Annotated in this window: 18 protein-coding genes; 10 read left to right on the top strand and 8 right to left on the bottom strand. The window is 43.3% G+C overall.

The genetic code is table 11. From position 1 onward, the window contains the following. The first annotated feature begins 354 nt into the window (after window positions 1-354). From AB4329_RS11395 to hisIE, 3 genes are all read left to right on the top strand, one after another. Window positions 355-825: an H-NS histone family protein gene (locus tag AB4329_RS11395; protein ID WP_372138324.1), complete on the top strand. Its 471-nt coding sequence runs from the start codon at window positions 355-357 to the stop codon at window positions 823-825. Window positions 826-1,241: 416 nt separating this feature from the next. Beyond that, a complete protein-coding gene (hisF, locus tag AB4329_RS11390) occupies window positions 1,242-2,015 on the top strand; it encodes an imidazole glycerol phosphate synthase subunit HisF (RefSeq protein WP_017060270.1) in 774 nt (257 codons plus the stop codon). Continuing rightward, complete coding sequence (hisIE, locus tag AB4329_RS11385) at window positions 2,012-2,662, top strand: bifunctional phosphoribosyl-AMP cyclohydrolase/phosphoribosyl-ATP diphosphatase HisIE (RefSeq protein ID WP_372138322.1); 651 nt, start codon at window positions 2,012-2,014, stop codon at window positions 2,660-2,662. The genes hisF and hisIE overlap by 4 nt, the downstream gene beginning before the upstream one ends. A 241-nt stretch (window positions 2,663-2,903) precedes the next feature. On the opposite strand, the gene AB4329_RS11380 is transcribed toward hisIE, so the two are convergent. The 4 genes from AB4329_RS11380 to AB4329_RS11365 all read right to left on the bottom strand — a co-directional run bounded on the left by AB4329_RS11380 (window position 2,904) and on the right by AB4329_RS11365 (window position 6,200). Next, window positions 2,904-3,416 carry a YchJ family protein gene (locus AB4329_RS11380; protein WP_372138320.1) on the bottom strand — a complete coding sequence of 171 codons (513 nt, stop codon included), beginning with the start codon at window positions 3,414-3,416 and terminating at the stop codon, window positions 2,904-2,906. 136 nt (window positions 3,417-3,552) lie between these two features. Continuing rightward, the gene (locus AB4329_RS11375; RefSeq protein WP_029235542.1) at window positions 3,553-4,770 is read right to left on the bottom strand and encodes an EAL and HDOD domain-containing protein; all 1,218 of its coding nucleotides are present in this window, start codon (window positions 4,768-4,770) and stop codon (window positions 3,553-3,555) included. A 123-nt stretch (window positions 4,771-4,893) separates the two neighbouring features. Then, window positions 4,894-5,628: a UDP-2,3-diacylglucosamine diphosphatase gene (gene lpxH, locus AB4329_RS11370; protein ID WP_017060274.1), complete on the bottom strand. Its 735-nt coding sequence runs from the start codon at window positions 5,626-5,628 to the stop codon at window positions 4,894-4,896. Between the two features lie 77 nt (window positions 5,629-5,705). Beyond that, on the bottom strand, window positions 5,706-6,200 hold the full coding sequence (locus AB4329_RS11365) for a peptidylprolyl isomerase (RefSeq protein WP_017060275.1): 495 nt from the start codon (window positions 6,198-6,200) through the stop codon (window positions 5,706-5,708). Window positions 6,201-6,389: 189 nt separating this feature from the next. Here AB4329_RS11365 and cysS point away from each other — a divergent pair, with 189 nt between their 5' ends. Both cysS and AB4329_RS11355 read left to right on the top strand, forming a co-directional pair. After that, window positions 6,390-7,775 carry a cysteine--tRNA ligase gene (gene cysS, locus AB4329_RS11360; RefSeq protein WP_017060276.1) on the top strand — a complete coding sequence of 462 codons (1,386 nt, stop codon included), beginning with the start codon at window positions 6,390-6,392 and terminating at the stop codon, window positions 7,773-7,775. 98 nt (window positions 7,776-7,873) lie between these two features. After that, complete coding sequence (locus tag AB4329_RS11355; protein ID WP_017060277.1) at window positions 7,874-8,452, top strand: thymidine kinase; 579 nt, start codon at window positions 7,874-7,876, stop codon at window positions 8,450-8,452. A 149-nt stretch (window positions 8,453-8,601) separates the two neighbouring features. Here the strand turns inward: AB4329_RS11355 and AB4329_RS11350 are convergent, their stop codons facing one another. The 3 genes from AB4329_RS11350 to AB4329_RS11340 all read right to left on the bottom strand — a co-directional run bounded on the left by AB4329_RS11350 (window position 8,602) and on the right by AB4329_RS11340 (window position 10,459). Continuing rightward, on the bottom strand, window positions 8,602-9,267 hold the full coding sequence (locus AB4329_RS11350) for a YdcF family protein (protein WP_032545711.1): 666 nt from the start codon (window positions 9,265-9,267) through the stop codon (window positions 8,602-8,604). Next, window positions 9,260-10,114, bottom strand: a complete 855-nt coding sequence (locus AB4329_RS11345; protein WP_017060279.1) for an NAD(P)H-binding protein — start codon at window positions 10,112-10,114, stop codon at window positions 9,260-9,262. Before AB4329_RS11345 ends, AB4329_RS11350 begins: the two co-directional genes overlap by 8 nt. Window positions 10,115-10,228: 114 nt before the next feature. Next, on the bottom strand, window positions 10,229-10,459 hold the full coding sequence (locus tag AB4329_RS11340) for a TIGR02647 family protein (RefSeq protein ID WP_017060280.1): 231 nt from the start codon (window positions 10,457-10,459) through the stop codon (window positions 10,229-10,231). A gap of 257 nt (window positions 10,460-10,716) precedes the next feature. Here AB4329_RS11340 and AB4329_RS11335 point away from each other — a divergent pair, with 257 nt between their 5' ends. Both AB4329_RS11335 and focA read left to right on the top strand, forming a co-directional pair. Continuing rightward, window positions 10,717-12,024: an ATPase gene (locus AB4329_RS11335; RefSeq protein ID WP_017065323.1), complete on the top strand. Its 1,308-nt coding sequence runs from the start codon at window positions 10,717-10,719 to the stop codon at window positions 12,022-12,024. Between the two features lie 363 nt (window positions 12,025-12,387). After that, window positions 12,388-13,230 (top strand): formate transporter FocA, encoded by an 843-nt coding sequence (gene focA, locus AB4329_RS11330; protein ID WP_017060282.1) that lies wholly within the window; start codon window positions 12,388-12,390, stop codon window positions 13,228-13,230. Between the two features lie 318 nt (window positions 13,231-13,548). On the opposite strand, the gene AB4329_RS11325 is transcribed toward focA, so the two are convergent. Continuing rightward, complete coding sequence (locus AB4329_RS11325) at window positions 13,549-14,343, bottom strand: ABC transporter permease (protein WP_004734590.1); 795 nt, start codon at window positions 14,341-14,343, stop codon at window positions 13,549-13,551. Window positions 14,344-14,780: 437 nt separating this feature from the next. On the opposite strand from AB4329_RS11325, the gene torE reads away from it, so the two are divergent. The 3 genes from torE to torA are packed head-to-tail and all read left to right on the top strand — an operon-like array spanning window position 14,781 to window position 18,684. Further along, the gene (torE, locus tag AB4329_RS11320) at window positions 14,781-14,963 is read left to right on the top strand and encodes a trimethylamine N-oxide reductase system protein TorE (RefSeq protein WP_004734591.1); all 183 of its coding nucleotides are present in this window, start codon (window positions 14,781-14,783) and stop codon (window positions 14,961-14,963) included. Window positions 14,964-15,015: 52 nt separating this feature from the next. Next, window positions 15,016-16,197: a pentaheme c-type cytochrome TorC gene (gene torC, locus AB4329_RS11315; protein WP_004734592.1), complete on the top strand. Its 1,182-nt coding sequence runs from the start codon at window positions 15,016-15,018 to the stop codon at window positions 16,195-16,197. A gap of 24 nt (window positions 16,198-16,221) precedes the next feature. Continuing rightward, window positions 16,222-18,684, top strand: coding sequence for a trimethylamine-N-oxide reductase TorA (gene torA, locus AB4329_RS11310; protein WP_372138318.1), 2,463 nt, complete (start codon window positions 16,222-16,224; stop codon window positions 18,682-18,684). Window positions 18,685-18,733: the final 49 nt, after the last annotated feature.

Here is an 18,733-nt window from a genome sequence, read left to right as displayed (position 1 = left end):
AATCGGAACGATTAGAACTTTTAATACTAGCTTGTTACTTTTGATACACTTAATATTATAACAATTAGTACGATAATAATATGCTTGTTTGTTATTAGTTACGCCTTTTTACAAATTAGTAATCTTTATTTTTTCATTATAAAATGTAGGAAGTGCTTAATGGCGCACAGAAAATGCGCTTTGACGCACTAGAAATGCCGAATGACGCACTTCCGTGCTAGATAATTGGGACAAGTAGAAATTGAGTTTACACGGGCTTTTATAATAATATTTTTAATTTGGAAAGATGGTAGATCGCTTAAAGATGTTGTGAGACTATTATAAGGTTTGCAATAAGATAAAGGGAAAGTTGGTATGTTTAGCAGTGAAGATTTGGTAAGCGTTATAACGCTACGTAAAGTCGTTGAACAATTGAATGAAGATCAGCAGGATCGTTTTTTTAAAAATATACAAAAAGTCAGCGAAGAGATTGAAGAAAAGCGCTTCGCTGAAAAAAGGGAAAATGAAGCTAAAAAAGAAAAAGCGGAGCAAGTTCGCAAACTAATGAAAGAACTGAACTTAACTGATGAAGAGTACATAAAAATCATCGGGCTGGACACATCGACATTAGGTCAACCAGAAGTTGATAATAATGTGCCATCTAAAGTTAAAAGAGCTAAGACATTACCAAAATTTATGATTGAAGTTGATGGTGAGAAGTATTACTGGACAGGGCGTGGAAAGTTTGCACCTAAAGTTTTTGGGGATTTAAGCAAAGAAGAGATTCAGGTGCAGTATGCTATTAGTGATGCTGAGCTAGATATGTGGAAAGAAAATAACCACTAATACTACAGTGATCAATAGTAAAAAGTAGAAAGGCGCTAGTAGGAATTCACGCTGCACTAGCGCCTTTTTTAGTTTAATACGTATTAGTGTAGGCTAATGTTATGCTAGCGATTGCGATTTCGCAAATGCTCTTGAAGGTGAGGCAAACCTCCCTCTTTTCCTAATGGTTAAATTCATTGTGACAAACTTCACTTTTAGGCTTTTTATGTATAACGAAAGTGTGTAAATTGTGTGTATGAATTTCACAAATCTCATTGAATATATATTCAGATGTATGAATTTCTTTGCGTGGGGATATGTTTTGCCTCTGAAAGTTACATCTCTCATGCTGATTTCTCGCTGATTTATTTTGGTGTTTATAGTTTTAAAGGGAATTAATTTGATTAAATTCAACAGGTTATGGTGGTTGTTATTTTATGTTAGCTAAGAGAATAATCCCTTGTTTGGATGTCCGTGACGGACAAGTGGTTAAGGGCGTTCAGTTCCGTAACCACGAAATTATTGGTGACATCGTTCCGCTAGCACAACGCTATGCAGAAGAGGGCGCCGATGAATTGGTATTTTATGACATCACCGCATCAAGTGATGGCCGTGTGGTCGATAAAAGCTGGGTGAAACGCGTAGCTGAAGTGATCGATATCCCTTTCTGTGTCGCTGGTGGTATTAAATCAGCAGAAGATGCAGCGCGCATTCTTGAGTTTGGTGCGGATAAAGTGTCAATCAACTCACCGGCATTGGCTAATCCACAGCTGATTACTGACCTTGCTGATAAGTTTGGCGTTCAGTGTATCGTTGTCGGTATCGATTCATACTTCGACAAAGAAACCGGTAAATATCAGGTTTACCAATTTACAGGCGATGAAGCGCGTACTAAAGCAACCAAATGGGAAACCAAAGATTGGGTGCAGGAAGTACAGAAGCGTGGCGCAGGTGAGATTGTGTTAAACATGATGAACCAAGATGGCGTTCGTAACGGCTATGATATCGATCAGTTAAACATGGTGCGTGAAGTGTGTAATGTGCCATTGATTGCCTCTGGTGGCGCTGGTGCAATGGAGCACTTTGCTGAAGCTTATAAAAAGACCAACGTGGATGGAGCACTTGCGGCTTCGGTATTCCACAAACAAGTCATCAATATTGGTGAACTTAAACAGTATTTAAAACAACAAGATGTAGAGGTGCGACTATGAGTTTTGAACCCGTAAGCTTATCAAAAACAGAAGTAGGCGCATTGTCAGAGCGTATTAACTGGGAAAAAGTAGATGGCTTAGTGCCAGCGATTGTTCAAGATTACCAGTCAAGCCAAGTGCTAATGATGGGATACATGAACCCAGCCGCACTTGAGAAAACGGGTGAAACTGGCAATGTGACGTTTTTCTCTCGCACAAAAGAGCGTCTTTGGACGAAAGGTGAAACGTCGGGCAATGTATTGCAACTGCAAAACATCGCCTTGGACTGTGACAGCGACACCTTACTGGTTAAAGTTAATCCCATTGGTCCAACGTGCCACACAGGTACAACAACGTGTTGGGATGGAGACAAGCAAGAAGAGTCTCAGATGGTGTGGTTTCATCAGCTTGAGCAGCTATTGGCTGCCCGCAAGGACGCCGATCCTGAATCTTCTTATACTGCCAATCTATATGCCCGTGGCACCAAGCGTATTTCGCAAAAAGTGGGCGAAGAAGGCGTTGAAGTCGCGCTTGCGGCGACGTCGGGCGATAAGGCGGAGTTAGTGTGTGAATCAGCAGATTTGATTTACCACCTAATGGTTCTTCTTCAAGACCAAGGCTTATCGATGGATGATGTGGTAAACAAGCTGAAAGAGCGTCATAAGTAAGCTCTCTTTAGATTAATAGAACCGCGTAAAAGACAGACAAAAGCCCCGCAAACAAACATGTTTACGGGGCTTTTTAGTTTTTTAATTTTCAAGATTTCAAGATTTCAAGATTTCAAGATTTCAAGATTTCAAGATTTCTAAGCCCTACGTCACTTTTCTAACCTCTGACTTTGCGTCATTCCGAGGAGCCTAAGCGACATCAGGAATCTCTTCTCTTAATCTGACTTCTTAGTCGAACGAGTTACCCGCAGCACTTCTTGTATTTCTTACCACTGCCACAAATACACGGATCATTACGGCCGATTTTAAAGCTCTCAACGGTTTGATTGAAGCGTGGGTCAATTTCTGGTTGTGTAGTTTGTTCCTGCTCTGGGAAGGTACCATCAATGTAGTACCAAAGACCGTCTTCACGTATAAAGCGAGAGCGTTCTTGCATGCAGTATTGTGCGCCTTCTTCATTGAAGTAAGCTTTAAACTCAACAAAGCCTTCGTCTTGGTGCGAGCCTACCGCAGTATCGATGACTTCTAGTCCTGCCCAATCACTGTTGATAGATTCGGCAATACCTTCTCTTTGCGCTTCTGCGTTGCAGCTAGGGTGGTAAGTCGCAACAACATAGTCAACTAAACCCAACACGTGCGCTGAATAACGAGAGCGCATCAACTGTTCAGGCGTTTCAACAGCACTGTGGTGAAGGTGCGCTGATTCACAGCACTGTTGGTAAGTATTTTTGCTACCGCATGGGCATAAAGACATAGTCAGATCCTGTAAAAATGGCCTCTATTAAGAGGCCATAAGTGAATGCGTGGGAGTTTACCAAGAAACGATCGCTCACCAAAGTTTAGTTTCTGTTGAAGTTATTGAAATTATCAAAGTGTTAGCGCGAAGTTTACTATTTCAAGGCTGGAGACAATAGCTCTTGAGCCCAAGTCGTCGCTTCGTCATAAGCTTGACCAAGTTGAGCTTCACTCAGTTTGAGAAGCTGGCGAATACGAGTCGCTTCTTCCCAACGAGCTTGCTCATACGCAACCACCATCGCCAATACAGCACCTAACACGCCTTTACGTTGAATCAAGGCTTGTTTGATCTCGATGTCGATCGGCACTGAATCGAGTACTTGTTTCAATGGTTGGTCAAAGAGTGAGTCCAACAGAGAGAACATACCGGTCAAAAAGGCTTGTCCAGGCTCAACCTTAACATTCATCTTCTCAACCAAGAGTTCACACTGACGTGCGCGTATTACCGCTAAGCCATAAAGTGAGTCCGGCTTATCTTCTTTCGCGGATGCGATAGCCACCAGTGAAACGAACTTACGCAGTTTCTGTTCACCAAGGTAAATAAGCGCTTGGCGGAATGAACGAATCGTTGTTGGTGAACCGCCAGCGGAGTTTACGTAGGTAAGTAGCTTATACGACATGGTCACATCGAGCGTAATCAAACGCTCTACTTCACCAAAGTCGATAGGGTCGTGCGCAATCTCTTTTAACAGCTGAACGGTCGTCAGGAATGCTGGGTTGAGCGCACGCGTTTGGATCATCTCTGGCTTGCTAAAGAAATAACCTTGAAAGTAGGTGAAGCCTGCTTTTTTCGCTTCTTGGTATTCTTCGTACGTTTCTACTTTCTCAGCAAGGAACTTGATATCTAGCCCTTTGAGAGAGTTCATAAACATCGCTGCTTTGGCAATTGGCGTCAAACGGATATCGAACTTGATAATTGAAACGTAGGGTAAGAAGCGCTTCCAAGCTTTACTTGGCACAAAGTCGTCTAGCGCAATGGTATAACCCGCGTCAAAGATGGTTTTGATTGCTTCAAGTAATTCGTCTGTTGGTTCGCAGTCTTCAAGAACCTCAACAACGAGGCTTTCTTTGGGGAACAGAGTAGGGACTAAGTTGATTAGGCTTGCATATGGGAAGTTCACGAACCCAAGCTTATCACCCAACGTATTATAGTGGGTCGATAAGAAGTGATCGGAAAGCAAACGGCTAGTAGCGAGCTCCGGCTCTACTTCAGGGAAAGTGTTCTTAGGACCATCCCTGAATAGCAACTCGTAACCTATGGTTTTCTTGCCTGTGTCGAGTATTGGTTGACGCGCTACGTATGAATATTTCAACTTGGTACTGTGTTCGGTTTATTTCTGGTAGAGAGATAATAGCTAATTCACTAGAAATTACCATACACTTTCTAAGAAAGTCTGACCGACAATAATAATCAAAGTGAAAGTTTAAGCGTGATGTTAAAAGCTATTGCTAAACGCTCGATTCTGTAGTTCAAAACTTTGCGGCGTGAACACCAGCACTGAGCCTTGCGTATACCAATCGCCAAGTACGATACGGGTTTTAGTGCAATTGTTAGCATTAAATGTATGGATGTCTGGGCGGTGAGTATGGCCGTGGATCATCAGATCGACATTGTTTCGTTCCATCACATCTTCGACTTCTTGCTGTGTCACATCCATGATGTCGAGAGACTTGGTCTGCTTGTCATCTTTGATATCTGATTGAACCTTTGAAACAATTTTCTTCTTGATGAAAAATGGAATTCGGTTGAAGACCCATTGTAACCATGGCTGATGCACTTTTTCGCGAAAGGCGAGGTACTTTACATCTTCAGTACATAGGGTATCTCCATGCAATACTACCGCTTTTTGCCCGTAGATATCGATCGTAGAAACTTCGTCGAGAAGTTGTACGCCCGTTTGCTTAGCAAATTTTTTGCCGACTAAGAAGTCGCGGTTCCCTTGAGTAAAGTAACAAGGCACGCCTGTTTTCACTAAGTCGATAAACGCTTGGCGGATAGAAGTCGCGAATTCACTCTTATCATCGTCACCAATCCAGAATTCGAAAAGGTCACCTAATACGTAAAGTGCATCCGCTTCTACGGCTTCTTTCTTCATAAAGGTTAAGAAGCAGTCTGTGATGTCTTCTCGTGACGGAGAAAGGTGCAGATCTGATATAAAATATGTTTTCATAGGTCTAAAAAAAGGGAGCGATTCGCTCCCTATATCCTGATTTTATCGGCTCATCAATACTAACCGAAAGCGATGAATTAAGCTTCGATTGTAGTACCAGTGATGATCACTTCTTCTAGAGGTACATCTTGGTGCATACCCATAGAACCAGTGCTAACACCTTTAATCTTGTTTACGATGTCCATGCCTTCAACAACTTCTGCGAATACACAGTAGCCCCAACCGTCTAGGCTTTCGCTACGGAAGTTTAGGAAAGAGTTGTCGTTAACGTTGATGAAGAACTGAGAGCTCGCTGAATGCGGTTCCATAGTACGAGCCATTGCTAGCGTACCAACTTTGTTCGCTAGACCGTTGTTTGCTTCGTTCTTGATCGTTGCACGAGTTGCCTTTTCTTTAAGGCCAGAAGTCATGCCGCCGCCTTGAATCATGAAACCATCGATAACACGGTGGAATAGTGTGTTGTCGTAGAAACCGTCACGGCAATACTGTAGAAAGTTTGCGCTTGTTTCTGGTGCTTTTTCTTCGTTAAGTTGAACTTTGATATCACCAAAATTTGTGTGAAGGATGATCATGATTGTTACCTTACTGTCTTTTTAATATGAAGTTCGAATTCTAGCGCATGTTGGCAGACTTTCAAATCACCAAATCATTAACTTAACTCGGATGTTTGAGGTAATTCCTGCTTTTAGGGATTACCTATTAAGGTATGACTTGTTATACTGCGAGCTTATTTTGATTAATCCATAAAATAGATAGAGATCATGCTGAAGATATATAACACGCTCACAAGACAGAAAGAGGAATTCAAACCAATTACAGCTGGCAAAGTCGGCATGTATGTCTGTGGGGTAACCATATACGATCTCTGTCATATTGGTCATGGTCGTACGTTCGTTTCTTTCGACGTAGTAACTCGTTACCTTCGTTACCTTGGTTACGATTTGAATTTCGTTCGTAACATCACAGATATCGATGACAAAATCATCAAACGCGCTAACGAAAACGGTGAGTCTTGTGACTCTCTGACTGAGCGTTTAATCGGTGAGATGCACGCTGACTTTGATGCATTGAACATGAAGCGTCCAGATGTTGAGCCTCGTGCGACAGAATACATCACTGAAATCATCGAGCTTGTTGAAAAGCTGATTGAACGTGGTTTCGCATACGTTGCAAGCAACGGCGACGTGATGTTTGAAGTAAAGAAATTCGACGAATACGGTAAGCTTTCAAAGCAAGACCTTGATCAGCTTCAAGCGGGTGCTCGCGTTGATGTTGAATCTGCAAAACGCAGCCCACTAGACTTCGTTCTTTGGAAGATGTCTAAGCCAGGTGAACCTACATGGGAATCGCCATGGGGCCCGGGTCGTCCAGGTTGGCACATCGAATGTTCAGCAATGAACTCGTCTATTCTTGGTAACCACTTCGATATCCACGGTGGTGGTTCAGATCTGCAGTTCCCTCACCACGAAAACGAAATCGCACAGTCTTGCTGCGCGCACGGCACTCAGTATGTAAATACTTGGATGCACAGTGGTATGGTGATGGTAGACAAAGAGAAGATGTCTAAGTCACTAGGTAACTTCTTCACTATCCGTGACGTGCTAGCACATTACGATGCTGAAACGGTACGTTACTTCCTAATGTCTGGTCACTACCGTAGCCAGCTAAACTACAGCGAAGATAACCTAAACCAAGCTCGCGCATCACTAGAGCGTCTATACACGTCACTTCGTGGCCTAGACCTTACAGCCGCTCCTGCCGGTGGCGAAGAGTACGTGACTCGATTCTCTACAGCGATGAACGATGATTTCAACACACCTGAAGCTTATTCAGTACTGTTTGAAATGGCTCGTGAAATCAACCGTATCAAGCCTGAAAGCATTGAAAAAGCAAGCGGACTGGGTGCATTGATGCGTGAACTAGCAGACATCATCGGTATTCTTCACCAAGAGCCAGAAGCCTTCCTACAAGGTGATGCGGCAGGTAACGACGACGAAGTGGCTGAAATCGAAGCGTTGATCAAACTGCGTAACGACTCTCGTGCTTCAAAGGATTGGGCAAATGCCGACCTTGCACGTGATAAGCTAAACGAGTTGGGTATTGTTCTGGAAGATGGCCCAGAAGGTACGACTTGGCGTCGTAAGTAAATCTTATAAAAAGGGCTGATTTTCAGCCCTTTTTTCTAGCACGAATTCTCTATTTTCACCTTTTCTATCTTCAACTTTTAATTAACAGGAATATTTCTGTGGCTCAGATGTATTTTTATTACTCGGCAATGAATGCGGGTAAATCAACAACGCTTCTTCAATCTTCATTCAACTACCAAGAACGTGGCATGACGCCAGTGATCTTTACGGCAGCTTTGGACGATCGCTATGGTATCGGTAAAGTGAGCTCACGAATTGGTCTGCAATCTGAAGCTCAGCTGTTTAAAAATGACACCAACATGTTTGATGCGATCAAAAAGCTCAATGAGGAAGAAAAGCGTCATTGTGTTTTGATCGATGAGTGCCAATTTTTATCGAAGGAGCAGGTGTACCAATTAACAGAAGTGGTTGATAAGCTGCACATCCCTGTACTTTGTTACGGCCTACGTACCGATTTCCTGGGTGAACTGTTTGAAGGTAGCCGTTACTTACTGTCTTGGGCAGATAAACTTGTTGAGCTTAAAACAATTTGTCACTGTGGCCGTAAAGCGAACATGGTAATTCGTACCGACGAGCACGGTGTGGCGATTGCTGAGGGCGACCAAGTGGCTATTGGCGGTAACGACAAATACGTTTCTGTTTGCCGTCTGCACTACAAAGAAGCGTTAGGTAAATAAGCAGCTCTATTTGCTAACGCGAAAGAACGAAAAACGGTAACCAAGTGTCACCGTTTTTGTTTATTGGGCCTGTGTTTTGCTTTCTTCCAAGCCGAGCTTTTGTTTTATTTCCTGCCGAGCTTTTACTTTGTTCAAAGTCTAACTTTTGCTTATTCGAAACCGAGCTTCTTCAATGCTTGATAGGCGTGGTCAACGTCGTCGGGGATCGGCATCTCAATCTGAAAGCCTTTCTCTGGGTAGGATTTGATTCGCTCGTAATCAGCAATTAATGCGCCTAACACCATATCTAACGGCAACTCTTCGTTAAAGTAATCATCCCAAGTTTGCCATCGCGACGTCACGGTAATCTCGGAAGTTTCGTCAGGCCATTGTTTACTGAAGGTTGCGTAGGTACGTTTCTCCATGAAGGGCTTCTGAACTAAGGTTAGCCTCTTCGGCGATAACCCTTTTTCTGTCAGCAACTCATGAGTGAATCGTACATTTTCCCCAGTATTTGTTGCGTGTTTCTCTATGATAATGTCAGAGTCAGGCACGCCACAATCTCGTGCGATAGAAGCGAATGTTTCTGCTTCTGAGCGTTCAAAGCTTCTTTCGGTAAAGCGCCCCACACCGCCAGAAAAAACGATGTAAGGCGCGATCTGTTGGTGATAAAGCTCGGCTGCATATTCAGCTACGCGAGTATCGTTGCTACACAATACAAAGATACAGTCGGAAGGCGTAACCTTGTGACCCATCGACATAAAGTTCCAAAGGGTGTCGACTGAGCGATGCAGTTTTATGTTGGGATTTTTGTTAGCAATAGATTGTTCAGTCATGAAGTGCGTCCAGTGTGGATTCGAATTTAAATGAATAACCTAAGTCGAGAATCTTCTTCGAAGAGATTAACTTGTCTGGGGTATCAACAACAGCGGGCAGAGGCTCACTGCTGTTGGCGCTTTTCAGTGCCGCGGCATAAAACTCCGCCTTACTGACTGTATTTGGTGTGGTCACGTTAACTATTTCATTGTGCAGTTGACTGATAGCGAAATCGACAGCACCAATTGCATCATCAAGGTGCAGCATGTTGGCTGGAGCTTGAGTGCTGACTTGTTTTAACTTGCTTGCGAAGCGTGATGGGTGACGGCTTGGGCCGATTAAGCCACTAAAGCGAAGAATGGTGTAGTCGATACCGGAATCAATCACTGACTGTTCAGCTTGCAGCATGATTCGTGCGTTATCGGAAAATAAAGACGCGTGCTCGTTATCTGAGGTCGAAAGGGGGAGTGATGCATCCAGCTCGTTCAGCACACCCGGCTTAGTTGGGTATACCGTAGTTGAACTAACCATAATGAGCTTTTTAATGTTGGCCTTTTGGCATGCATTGGTGAGTTGCTGCCAGTAGTCGGCATACTCTTGTCCTGCTCCTTTTCTAAAGCCAGGAGGGAAGCTGCCAATCACAATTTCAGTGTTGTTTTCGAGTAACAATGAATAGAGTCGCCCGATAGTCTGTTGTGGATCGGATGAATCAAAGCTAAACACTTCACATGGAATTTGTTCGCTACCAATGGCATCTGCTCCCGCTTGGGTCGTTTTCGTGACCACTACTCGGTTACCATGTTTTTCTAAATGTTCAGATAAAGGTGCACCTACCCATCCTGCACCGACAATAAATATAGAAGCCATGTGTTCCTCACAACTGCAAATGACGAATTTACAATAAGCCTAACAAAGCTTTGCCCAAAAATGAAAAAACTCCACGGCCGAAGCAAGTGGAGTTTTTACTAGAACAATGGAGCTTTAGTTTAGTACGCGAAGAAGCTTGTCTGCGCGCTCTGCCATCTCGATACCTTCATCTGTTAGGTAACCGCCGTCTGGCTGAGTACAAAGGTTTTTTTCGAATAGGCGCTTAACAGCGTCTTGAGTTTCTTGAGCTGCCTCTTGATGGACTTTAATTCCAGTAGCTGCACTACTTACATCAAATTGAAGAAGGAGGTTTAAATCAGCAATATGTTCAGCGTTGTACTTCATAATTGACCTATATATTCATAACGTTCTCTACCTTCACCTTAGTGCGCATTCTCGGCTCAGGCAATAGCAAATAAAGAGAATTGATAAGTGATACCAAATTGATTGATTAATCATCGAGTGATGAGTTTATTTTGGTTATATTGGGTGATTTGCACCCACTTAAATCATCAGTGATGTTTATTGCTAAGTGGTTGTAATATATTGTGACTAGAAATAATTTGCATTGAGCGAATATTGTATAAAAAGGATATGCATAAGTGAGAGCGAACAAAGTAGCATTAACGATCAGTATGCTATTTGCTATCTCAGGTTGTCAAAGTACACCCTCAGAGCAGACAGACGCGAACCAAACCACAAACAACAATAATGAATCGACAATAGAGGTCCGTTCATTTCAGTCTGTCCAAAGCGTTTACTCCGAATGGGAAGTTAAGCTTGAAGACCATGCTCAATTGTCTCTCTATGCACCAGAGAATTACAATGAACTATTAGACGCATGGGATGATGCTGAAAGCATTTATGCGGACTTACTTAAAGACGAAACTCGGATAACCAAGAGTTACTCCATTTTTTCGAGCCTAACTTACGCTGAAGCCTTTGATGAAAAAATCGCTTTGATCAAATCAAACTATGACTCGATCTTAGTGTTAAAGAAGAAGGCTGATCGAGTACTCGCGGATTCGATTGTCCAAATGGATTACCTGAAGTTTCTTGGCGCAGATACCATGTTTACCTCGAGCTACAAACGTTTGTATTCAGAATACAGCGAGTTGTTCGAGTATGTGCTGGTCGATGAGCTTGAAGACGCTCAAGAAGCGCAGGTGGAATTTCTTAACAATGCTCGCTTACTAGAAGTTAAAGTGGCGCATAAGAAATACATCGAACCTTTGAAGAACGAATTAGAGTTCTTGGAAGATGAAGATTTCGATGACGTTGTTCCACTGACGTTTGCTAAAGCGGCATCTCAAATTGCTTTGGCAGAAAGCCAAGTGAAAGCCAGTCCCCGTGAAAAGTCTATCATTGAAGACGCAGTTCACGCTGCGGAGTTCGAATTAAACCACGTACGCAGTGTTGCTCATGAAGTCAAAGTGCTGGCGAGCGTAAAAGGCGACCAGTTCGAACAGTCGGTTTTGAATGCAGAGAACCAGTTATTGAGCATTTCACGAGTGGTTAATGATGAAGATCACCGTGATGTTGTATTGCGTCTTCAGTCTCAAAAAATTGTAGCGAGTGTTAAAGCGCTGAAAGGCTCAGACATGACGGCGTCATTAAAGTCAGAGATTAAAACTTTGACTGAGCAATTAGCTAAGCTGGAGTCTGAAAACCAGAAGCAAGCGCAGCAACTGTCTGAAGCAACCAAGCACAGTGAGTTGCTCGGTGAGCAGATTACCAAGAGTGATGCTCACATTAAAAGCTTAGAAGAGTTAGTGGATAGTTTGAAAAGCTTAGGTGGCAAAGTGGCCAACGAAAGTGACTCTGATGTGATGTCCCCAGCTGTTGAATCTACTCTAGAGGATTCAACCCTAGAACAATCATCAGAAGAAGTGATTGAACCTTCGGTTTAGCATCACTAATTTCTTTATTTGTGATTGAGTTAAAAGCGCCTTAGGGCGTTTTTTTTACGTTCTGTTGATCTATGTCAAAATCTAGAAATAAAAGCGCTCTGTGAGCCATTTTAGTGTACGTTATTCTTTGATTTTTAACGTAACTTGTTGATATTTATAGATGTGTTATTTTCTATGCTGATAACTAATCATTCAGCAGAGTTTTCTTTTTACTACTAAAGTCGTATGAATTTGGAATAACTCGGACTATTTGCTTTCAACAAGGCTGTGAGAGCTATTTTGTGCCTAAAATAGCTCTTGAATTCAGAAATGAAAGAGAGGATTATCGCGCTCCCGACGACATGTTTCAAAATGTAAATCATCATGAATCTAAACCAATTTGACTCATTATTACCGCCACAAATGGCTGAGCGCGCTGCAGATATTGGCGTAGGTAAAGCAACCAAAGATCCAATCAAATCTTTTCTCCTAGCGATTTCCGCTGGCATACACATCGGTATTGCGTTTGTGTTCTACACCATCGTAACGACTGGTGCTGGTGATTTGCCTTGGGGTATTACTCGCCTATTAGGTGGCCTTGCATTTAGCTTGGGCTTAATTCTCGTTGTTGTTACCGGTGGTGAGCTATTTACCAGTTCGGTGCTGACTCTGGTTGCTCGTGCAAGTGGCAAGATTAGTTGGCGCACGCTCGTTAAGAACTGGGCTACAGTTTATGTAGGTAACTTGATTGGCGCATTGCTGCTGGTGGCTTGTATGTTACTGACCAAACAGTACATGTTCGACCACGGTCAAGTGGGTTTGAATGCAATGGCTATCTCCCAACATAAGATGCACCACGATTTTATCCAAGCTATCGCGCTCGGCATCATGTGTAATGTATTGGTTTGTATCGCGGTATGGATGACGTTTAGTGGACGCACACTGACTGACAAAATTGCGGTAATGATTTTGCCTGTTGCGATGTTCGTATCGGCTGGTTTCGAGCACTGTATTGCGAATATGTTCCAAGTGCCTTTAGCTATCGGCATCAAAACATTTGCTCCGGCTGAATTTTGGACAATGACAGGCGCTAACCCAGCGGACTATGTTGATCTGAACATGGCGGACTTTTTGATGAACAACTTGCTGCCCGTTACCATCGGTAACATCATTGGCGGCGGTATCTTTGTTGGTATGTGGTACTGGTTGATCTACCTACGTGACTAACTCAGTTGACGAGATGAGTTAACGCTCTGTGGAAACACTGAACTGACTTATGACATTTACAAGACGGCCTGCATTGCAGGCCGTTTTTTATTTGTGGAAAACCTACTTCTTCATCTCTCTAATGATCATCTGAAAATTCAACAGCGCTGATTACCATGTGTGTATATGTCTTTGAAATCACCCAAAGATCAATGGCAATGATCTTTGCTCGAGCCGAAATGGACAAAAAAGGATCTATATTGATTTGGTTATCCACAATTTCTGTGGATAACTTGTATCAAATTCAGTGAGTAACCAGATCTAAGAGGAGTCGGGAGGTTATTTTGAAGGCTGTATTTGAGCGAGAACTCGCCCTTCTTTGGTCAAGGAAGTCTTTAATGATAGGTGAAGTGCAAGCGCTAAGGAGCAGCTCATCATCACGAAAATAGCCAACATGATCATCAGTTGATACTTAATCGCGATCATTGGTGAAGCACCCCCTAAGATTTGTCCTGTCATCATTCCTGGTAGCGTTACCAAGCCTGTGGTTGCCATTGAGGCCATAATAGGAGACATCGCTTTCTGTATAGCATTACGCACAAAAGGCGCAGCAGCATAGGAAGGAGAGGCACCTAAAGCGATAGCCGCTTCGTACTCTGATTTCTGCGTTTCAAAAGCACCGAACAAGTTCTGCAATGCCACGATGTTACTGCTTAAGCTATTACCTAACAGCATCCCTGCAATAGGGATTAAGTACTGCGCGTTAAAAACCGGTGTTGGTTTAATGATGAATAAGCAGATAAACAAGACAATGGGTACACAGGTTACCGCTAGGCTCACAGCGACAGGGACTAACAAGAGGTTTCGCGGTAACTTGGATTTTTCAACAATCGAGCTTGCCCCAACGATAATCATCGTAAATAACCACAGTAAATTGACCCACAAGCTATTCAAAGTGAACAGGTATTCTAGGTAGAGGCCAACCAGAAATAGCTGAACAGTCATGCGAATGATGCTGATAGAAGCCTCTTTGCCAAGGCCAAGTTTTAGCTTGTGGTTGATTACAATTGGTAGCAAGAGAAGTGAACTGAAAAACAATAATTGCCACCAAGATATATCAATAACGTCTTGCATAATGCTTCCTTTTAATAAGGCTTCTATCATATCTGAAAGTGCCAAATGATGCATTTCAACTGCAAAGTCATCGATTCGAAAAACGATCAATTATTTAACAAACAAAACACAAAATAGTGGTTGTTTGAGGCTTTTTTGGCTACTACTTAGTAGGTAAAAAGTTAAAATCGGTTGTCAAATAGTTGCGCGAGTGTTGGTTTTTAACATTTGTGAAATATACTTAATTCTTCACATTTGTTAATACTTTTTAATAAGTTTGTTTAACTGAAAACAAGTTTGGATGACCTCAAAAAAGTATTGATTAGCAAGGGTTATAACAGGAGATTTGATTGAACCCTACTTTGTGTATGGTCTAAAATTTGTTGTTAGATACTCAAGAACTTTAGCTCCTTAGAATGAGCTACTCGAAATTACTAAATACAAAATAGGCAAAATGTATGAGTGATGTTAATAAAATTGAAACTGGCGAAAAACGCTCGTTGGAGTGGAAGTCATTCCTCTTCATTGCAGTGGTTCTCTTTCCAATATTAAGTGTGGCTTTTGTAGGAGGCTACGGCTTTCTAGTTTGGGCACTGCAAGTGTTTGTATTAGGTCCTCCAGGTGCACACGGCGGCATGTAATGCCCTCTTGCTATCACATTTTTATTAGAACTAATTTTTAAGAGAGCTAAACATGAAATCATTTTTAGTTAAATTATGGCGCACAATGACTCGCCCAGCAGTACACATCAGTCTTGGTGTACTAACCATGGGTGGCTTTATCGCCGGTGTTATTTTCTGGGGCGGTTTTAATACAGCGCTAGAACATACAAATACAGAAGAGTTCTGTGTAAGCTGTCACACCATGCGTGACAACGTATACGTAGAACTACAAGAAACGGTTCACTGGAAAAACACTTCTGGTGTACGTGCTACTTGTCCTGACTGTCATGTTCCACATGAATGGACAGCAAAAATTGCTCGTAAGATGCAAGCATCTAAAGAAGTATTCGCTCAAGTATTTGGTGACCTAGATACGCCTGAGAAATTCGAAGCTCGTCGTATCGAACTAGCTAAACACGAATGGGATCGTTTCTCTTCGAACAAATCTCTAGAGTGTAAAAACTGCCACAACTACGATTCAATGGATTTCGAAAACATGCGCCCAACAGCGCGTATCCAGATGAAGAACGCGGCAGAGCGTGATCAAAGCTGTGTTGACTGTCACAAAGGTATTGCTCACAACCTTCCATTAGATATGGCATCAGCGAGCGGTATTGTTGGCGAGCTAGAAAATGTAGCAAGCAGCACATCTTACGCAAATGGTTCTGACGTGATCTCTATTCGTCACCTACCAATGTACACAGATGAAACAGCAACAGTTGAAGCGGGTCTACTAAGCCCTGCAAGTAAAGTTGCGGTTATCGACGAAAAAGGCGACATGATCAAGATTCAAATCGACGGTTGGCGTAAAGCGAAAGGCTTCGGACGTGTAATCCAAGAAGACTTCGGTATGAACATCTCAACTGCAATCTTGACGAAAGAAGTATCTCAAAGTGACGTTATCACTGTTGGTGAGAAGAAAGAAGATGAGCTTACTGGCCTTCCATGGGAAGAAGTTAACCTAGCACTTTGGATGAAGAAAGAGTCTATGGTTGATAACTTCGATCCAATCTGGAACGCAGCAGGTCAAGCGTACCAATCTAACTGTTCAACGTGTCACTCACAGCCAGATGAAGCTCACTTCAGCGCTAACGGTTGGGTAGGCATGCTAGATGGTATGATTGCGTTCGTTAACTTCGATACAGATACAGAAGCACTTGTTCTTAAGTATCTACAGAAGCACTCATCAGATTTTTCTGAAGGCCATCACTAATAAGACGTCAATTGGAGTAACACAATGGCAATTACAAGAAGAAGTTTTCTGAAAGGTGTCGCTACTACAAGTGCGGCATCGGTTATCGGTCCAAGCTTATTGGCGTCGGCATCAGCGTCTGCTGCAGAAACAGACGGCGCGTGGAAAGTCTCTGGTTCTCACTGGGGTGCATTCCGAGCTCGCGTTTACGCGGGTAAAGTGCAAGAAATTAAACCTCTAGAAATCGATCAACACCCAACTGAGATGTTGAAAGGTATTAAAGGTATTATCTACAGCCCATCACGTGTGCGTTACCCTATGGTTCGCCTAGATTGGTTGAAGAAGCATAAATACAGCGCTGACACGCGTGGTAACAACCGTTTTGTTCGTGTGACTTGGGACGAGGCATTAGATCTTGTTTACCGCGAACTAGAACGTGTACAGAAAGATTACGGTCCATGGGCGCTTCACACAGGTCAAACTGGTTGGAGACAAACGGGTCAGTTCCATAGCTGTACTAACCACATGCAACGTGCAATGGCACTTCACGGTTACTCTGTGAAGAAAATCGGTGACTACTCAACAGGTGCTGGTCAAACGATCATGCCTTACGTGCTAGGTTCGACTGAAGTTTACGCACAAGGTACATCTTGGGAACTTATCCTAGAAAACAGTGACAACATTGTTCTTTGGGGTAACGATCCAGTTAAAAACCTTCAAGTAGGTTGGACATGTGAGACTCACGAGTCGTTCGCATACCTAGAACAGCTGAAAGAAAAAGTTGCTAAGAAAGAGATCAATGTTGTTTCTGTTGACCCTGTTAAAAACAAAACAGGTCGTTACCTAGAAAACGAGCAAATGTACATCAACCCACAAACTGATGTGGCGTTCATGCTTGGTGTTGCTCACGTTCTTTACAACGAAGGCCTATACGACAAGAAGTTCATCGAAACTTACTGTCTAGGTTTTGAAGATTTCATCAAGTACGTTCAAGGTGAAACGAAAGACAGAGTTGAGAAGACGCCAGAATGGGCTTCTGCTATCTGTGGCGCAAGCGCGGACTCTATTCGTGACTTCGCTAAGATGCTGGTTAACGGTCGTACACAGATTCTTGTTGGTTGGAGTATCCAACGTCAAGAGCACGGTGAACAGCCTTACTGGATGTGTGCAGTTATCGCAGCAATGGTTGGCCAAATTGGTCTTCCGGGCGGTGGTATCTCTTACGGTCACCACTACTCTGGTATCGGTGTATCTTCAACTGGCTTCGCTGCTCCGGGTTCATTCCCGCTGAACATCGACAAAGGTCAATCGCCTAAGCACACTAACACTGATTACAACGGTTACAGCCGCGTAATCCCTGTTGCTCGTTGGGTAGATAGCCTGTTAGAGCCAGGTAAGAAGATCAAAGCAAACGGCGCAACAGTGACACTGCCTGACATCAAGATGATGGTATTCAGTGGTAACAACCCGTGGCACCACCACCAAGATCGCAACAAGATGCGTAAAGCATTCAAGAGCCTACAAACTGTAGTGGCTGTTGATTTCGCTTGGACTGCAACTTGTCGTCACTCTGATATTGTTCTTCCAGCTTGTACTCAGTGGGAACGTAACGATATCGATGGTTACGGCGCGTACTCTGGCCGTGGTTTGATCGCAATGCACAAGCTAGTGGATCCTCTGTTCCAGTCTAAGACTGACTTCGAGATCATGTCTAGCCTAACTAAGCGTTGGGGTCGTTACGACGATTACACGCGTGGTATGGACGAAATGCAGTGGGTTAAATCTCTGTACGACGAATGTCGCGCATCAAACGAAGGTAGCTTCGAAATGCCTGAGTTTGCTGAGTTCTGGGAGAAAGGTTTCCTAGACTTCGGCAAAGGTAAGCCATGGACTCGTCACGCTTCATTCCGTGAAGATCCAGAGATCAACGCACTAGGCACGCCTTCTGGTTTCATCGAAATCACAAGCCGTACTGTTGGCAACATGGGTTACGAGCACTGTCAAGAACACCCAATGTGGTTCGAGAAATCTGAACGTTCACACGGTGGTCCAGGCTCTGACAAGCACCCGTACTGGCTACAATCTTGTCACCCAGACAAGCGTCTTCACTCTCAGATGTGTGAATCTGAAGAGTGGCGTGCGACTTACGCGGTACAAGGCCGTGAGCCAATCTACATCAACCCAGTAGATGCTAAGAAGAAAGGCATCAAAGATGGCGATGTAGTACGTGTGTTTAACGACCGTGGTCAACTACTAGCAGGTGCTGTTCTAATGGATAGCTACGCTCCTGGTGTTGTTCGTATCGAAGAAGGTGCTTGGTACGGTCCGATCAACGAGAAAGTGGGCGCGCTAGATACATACGGCGATCCAAACACACTCACTCAAGACATCGGTACGTCTGAACTTGCTCAAGCAACGTCAGCAAACACATGTTTGGTTGATTTCGAGAAGTTCCAAGGCAAACTGCCTCCAGTAACTTCATTCGGTGGTCCAATCGAAGTTTCTTAAGTCTTGTCTTAAGAACCAAGATTAAAGCTTGAATTAAAGCCCCTGTAAG

Origin of the sequence: Vibrio sp. 10N.261.54.A5 (assembly GCF_041471145.1) — a bacterium.
Lineage (GTDB): Bacteria > Pseudomonadota > Gammaproteobacteria > Enterobacterales > Vibrionaceae > Vibrio > Vibrio crassostreae_C.
The sequence above is the reverse complement of the archived record's forward strand: the minus strand, read 5'-3'. Positions and strand labels throughout refer to the sequence as shown.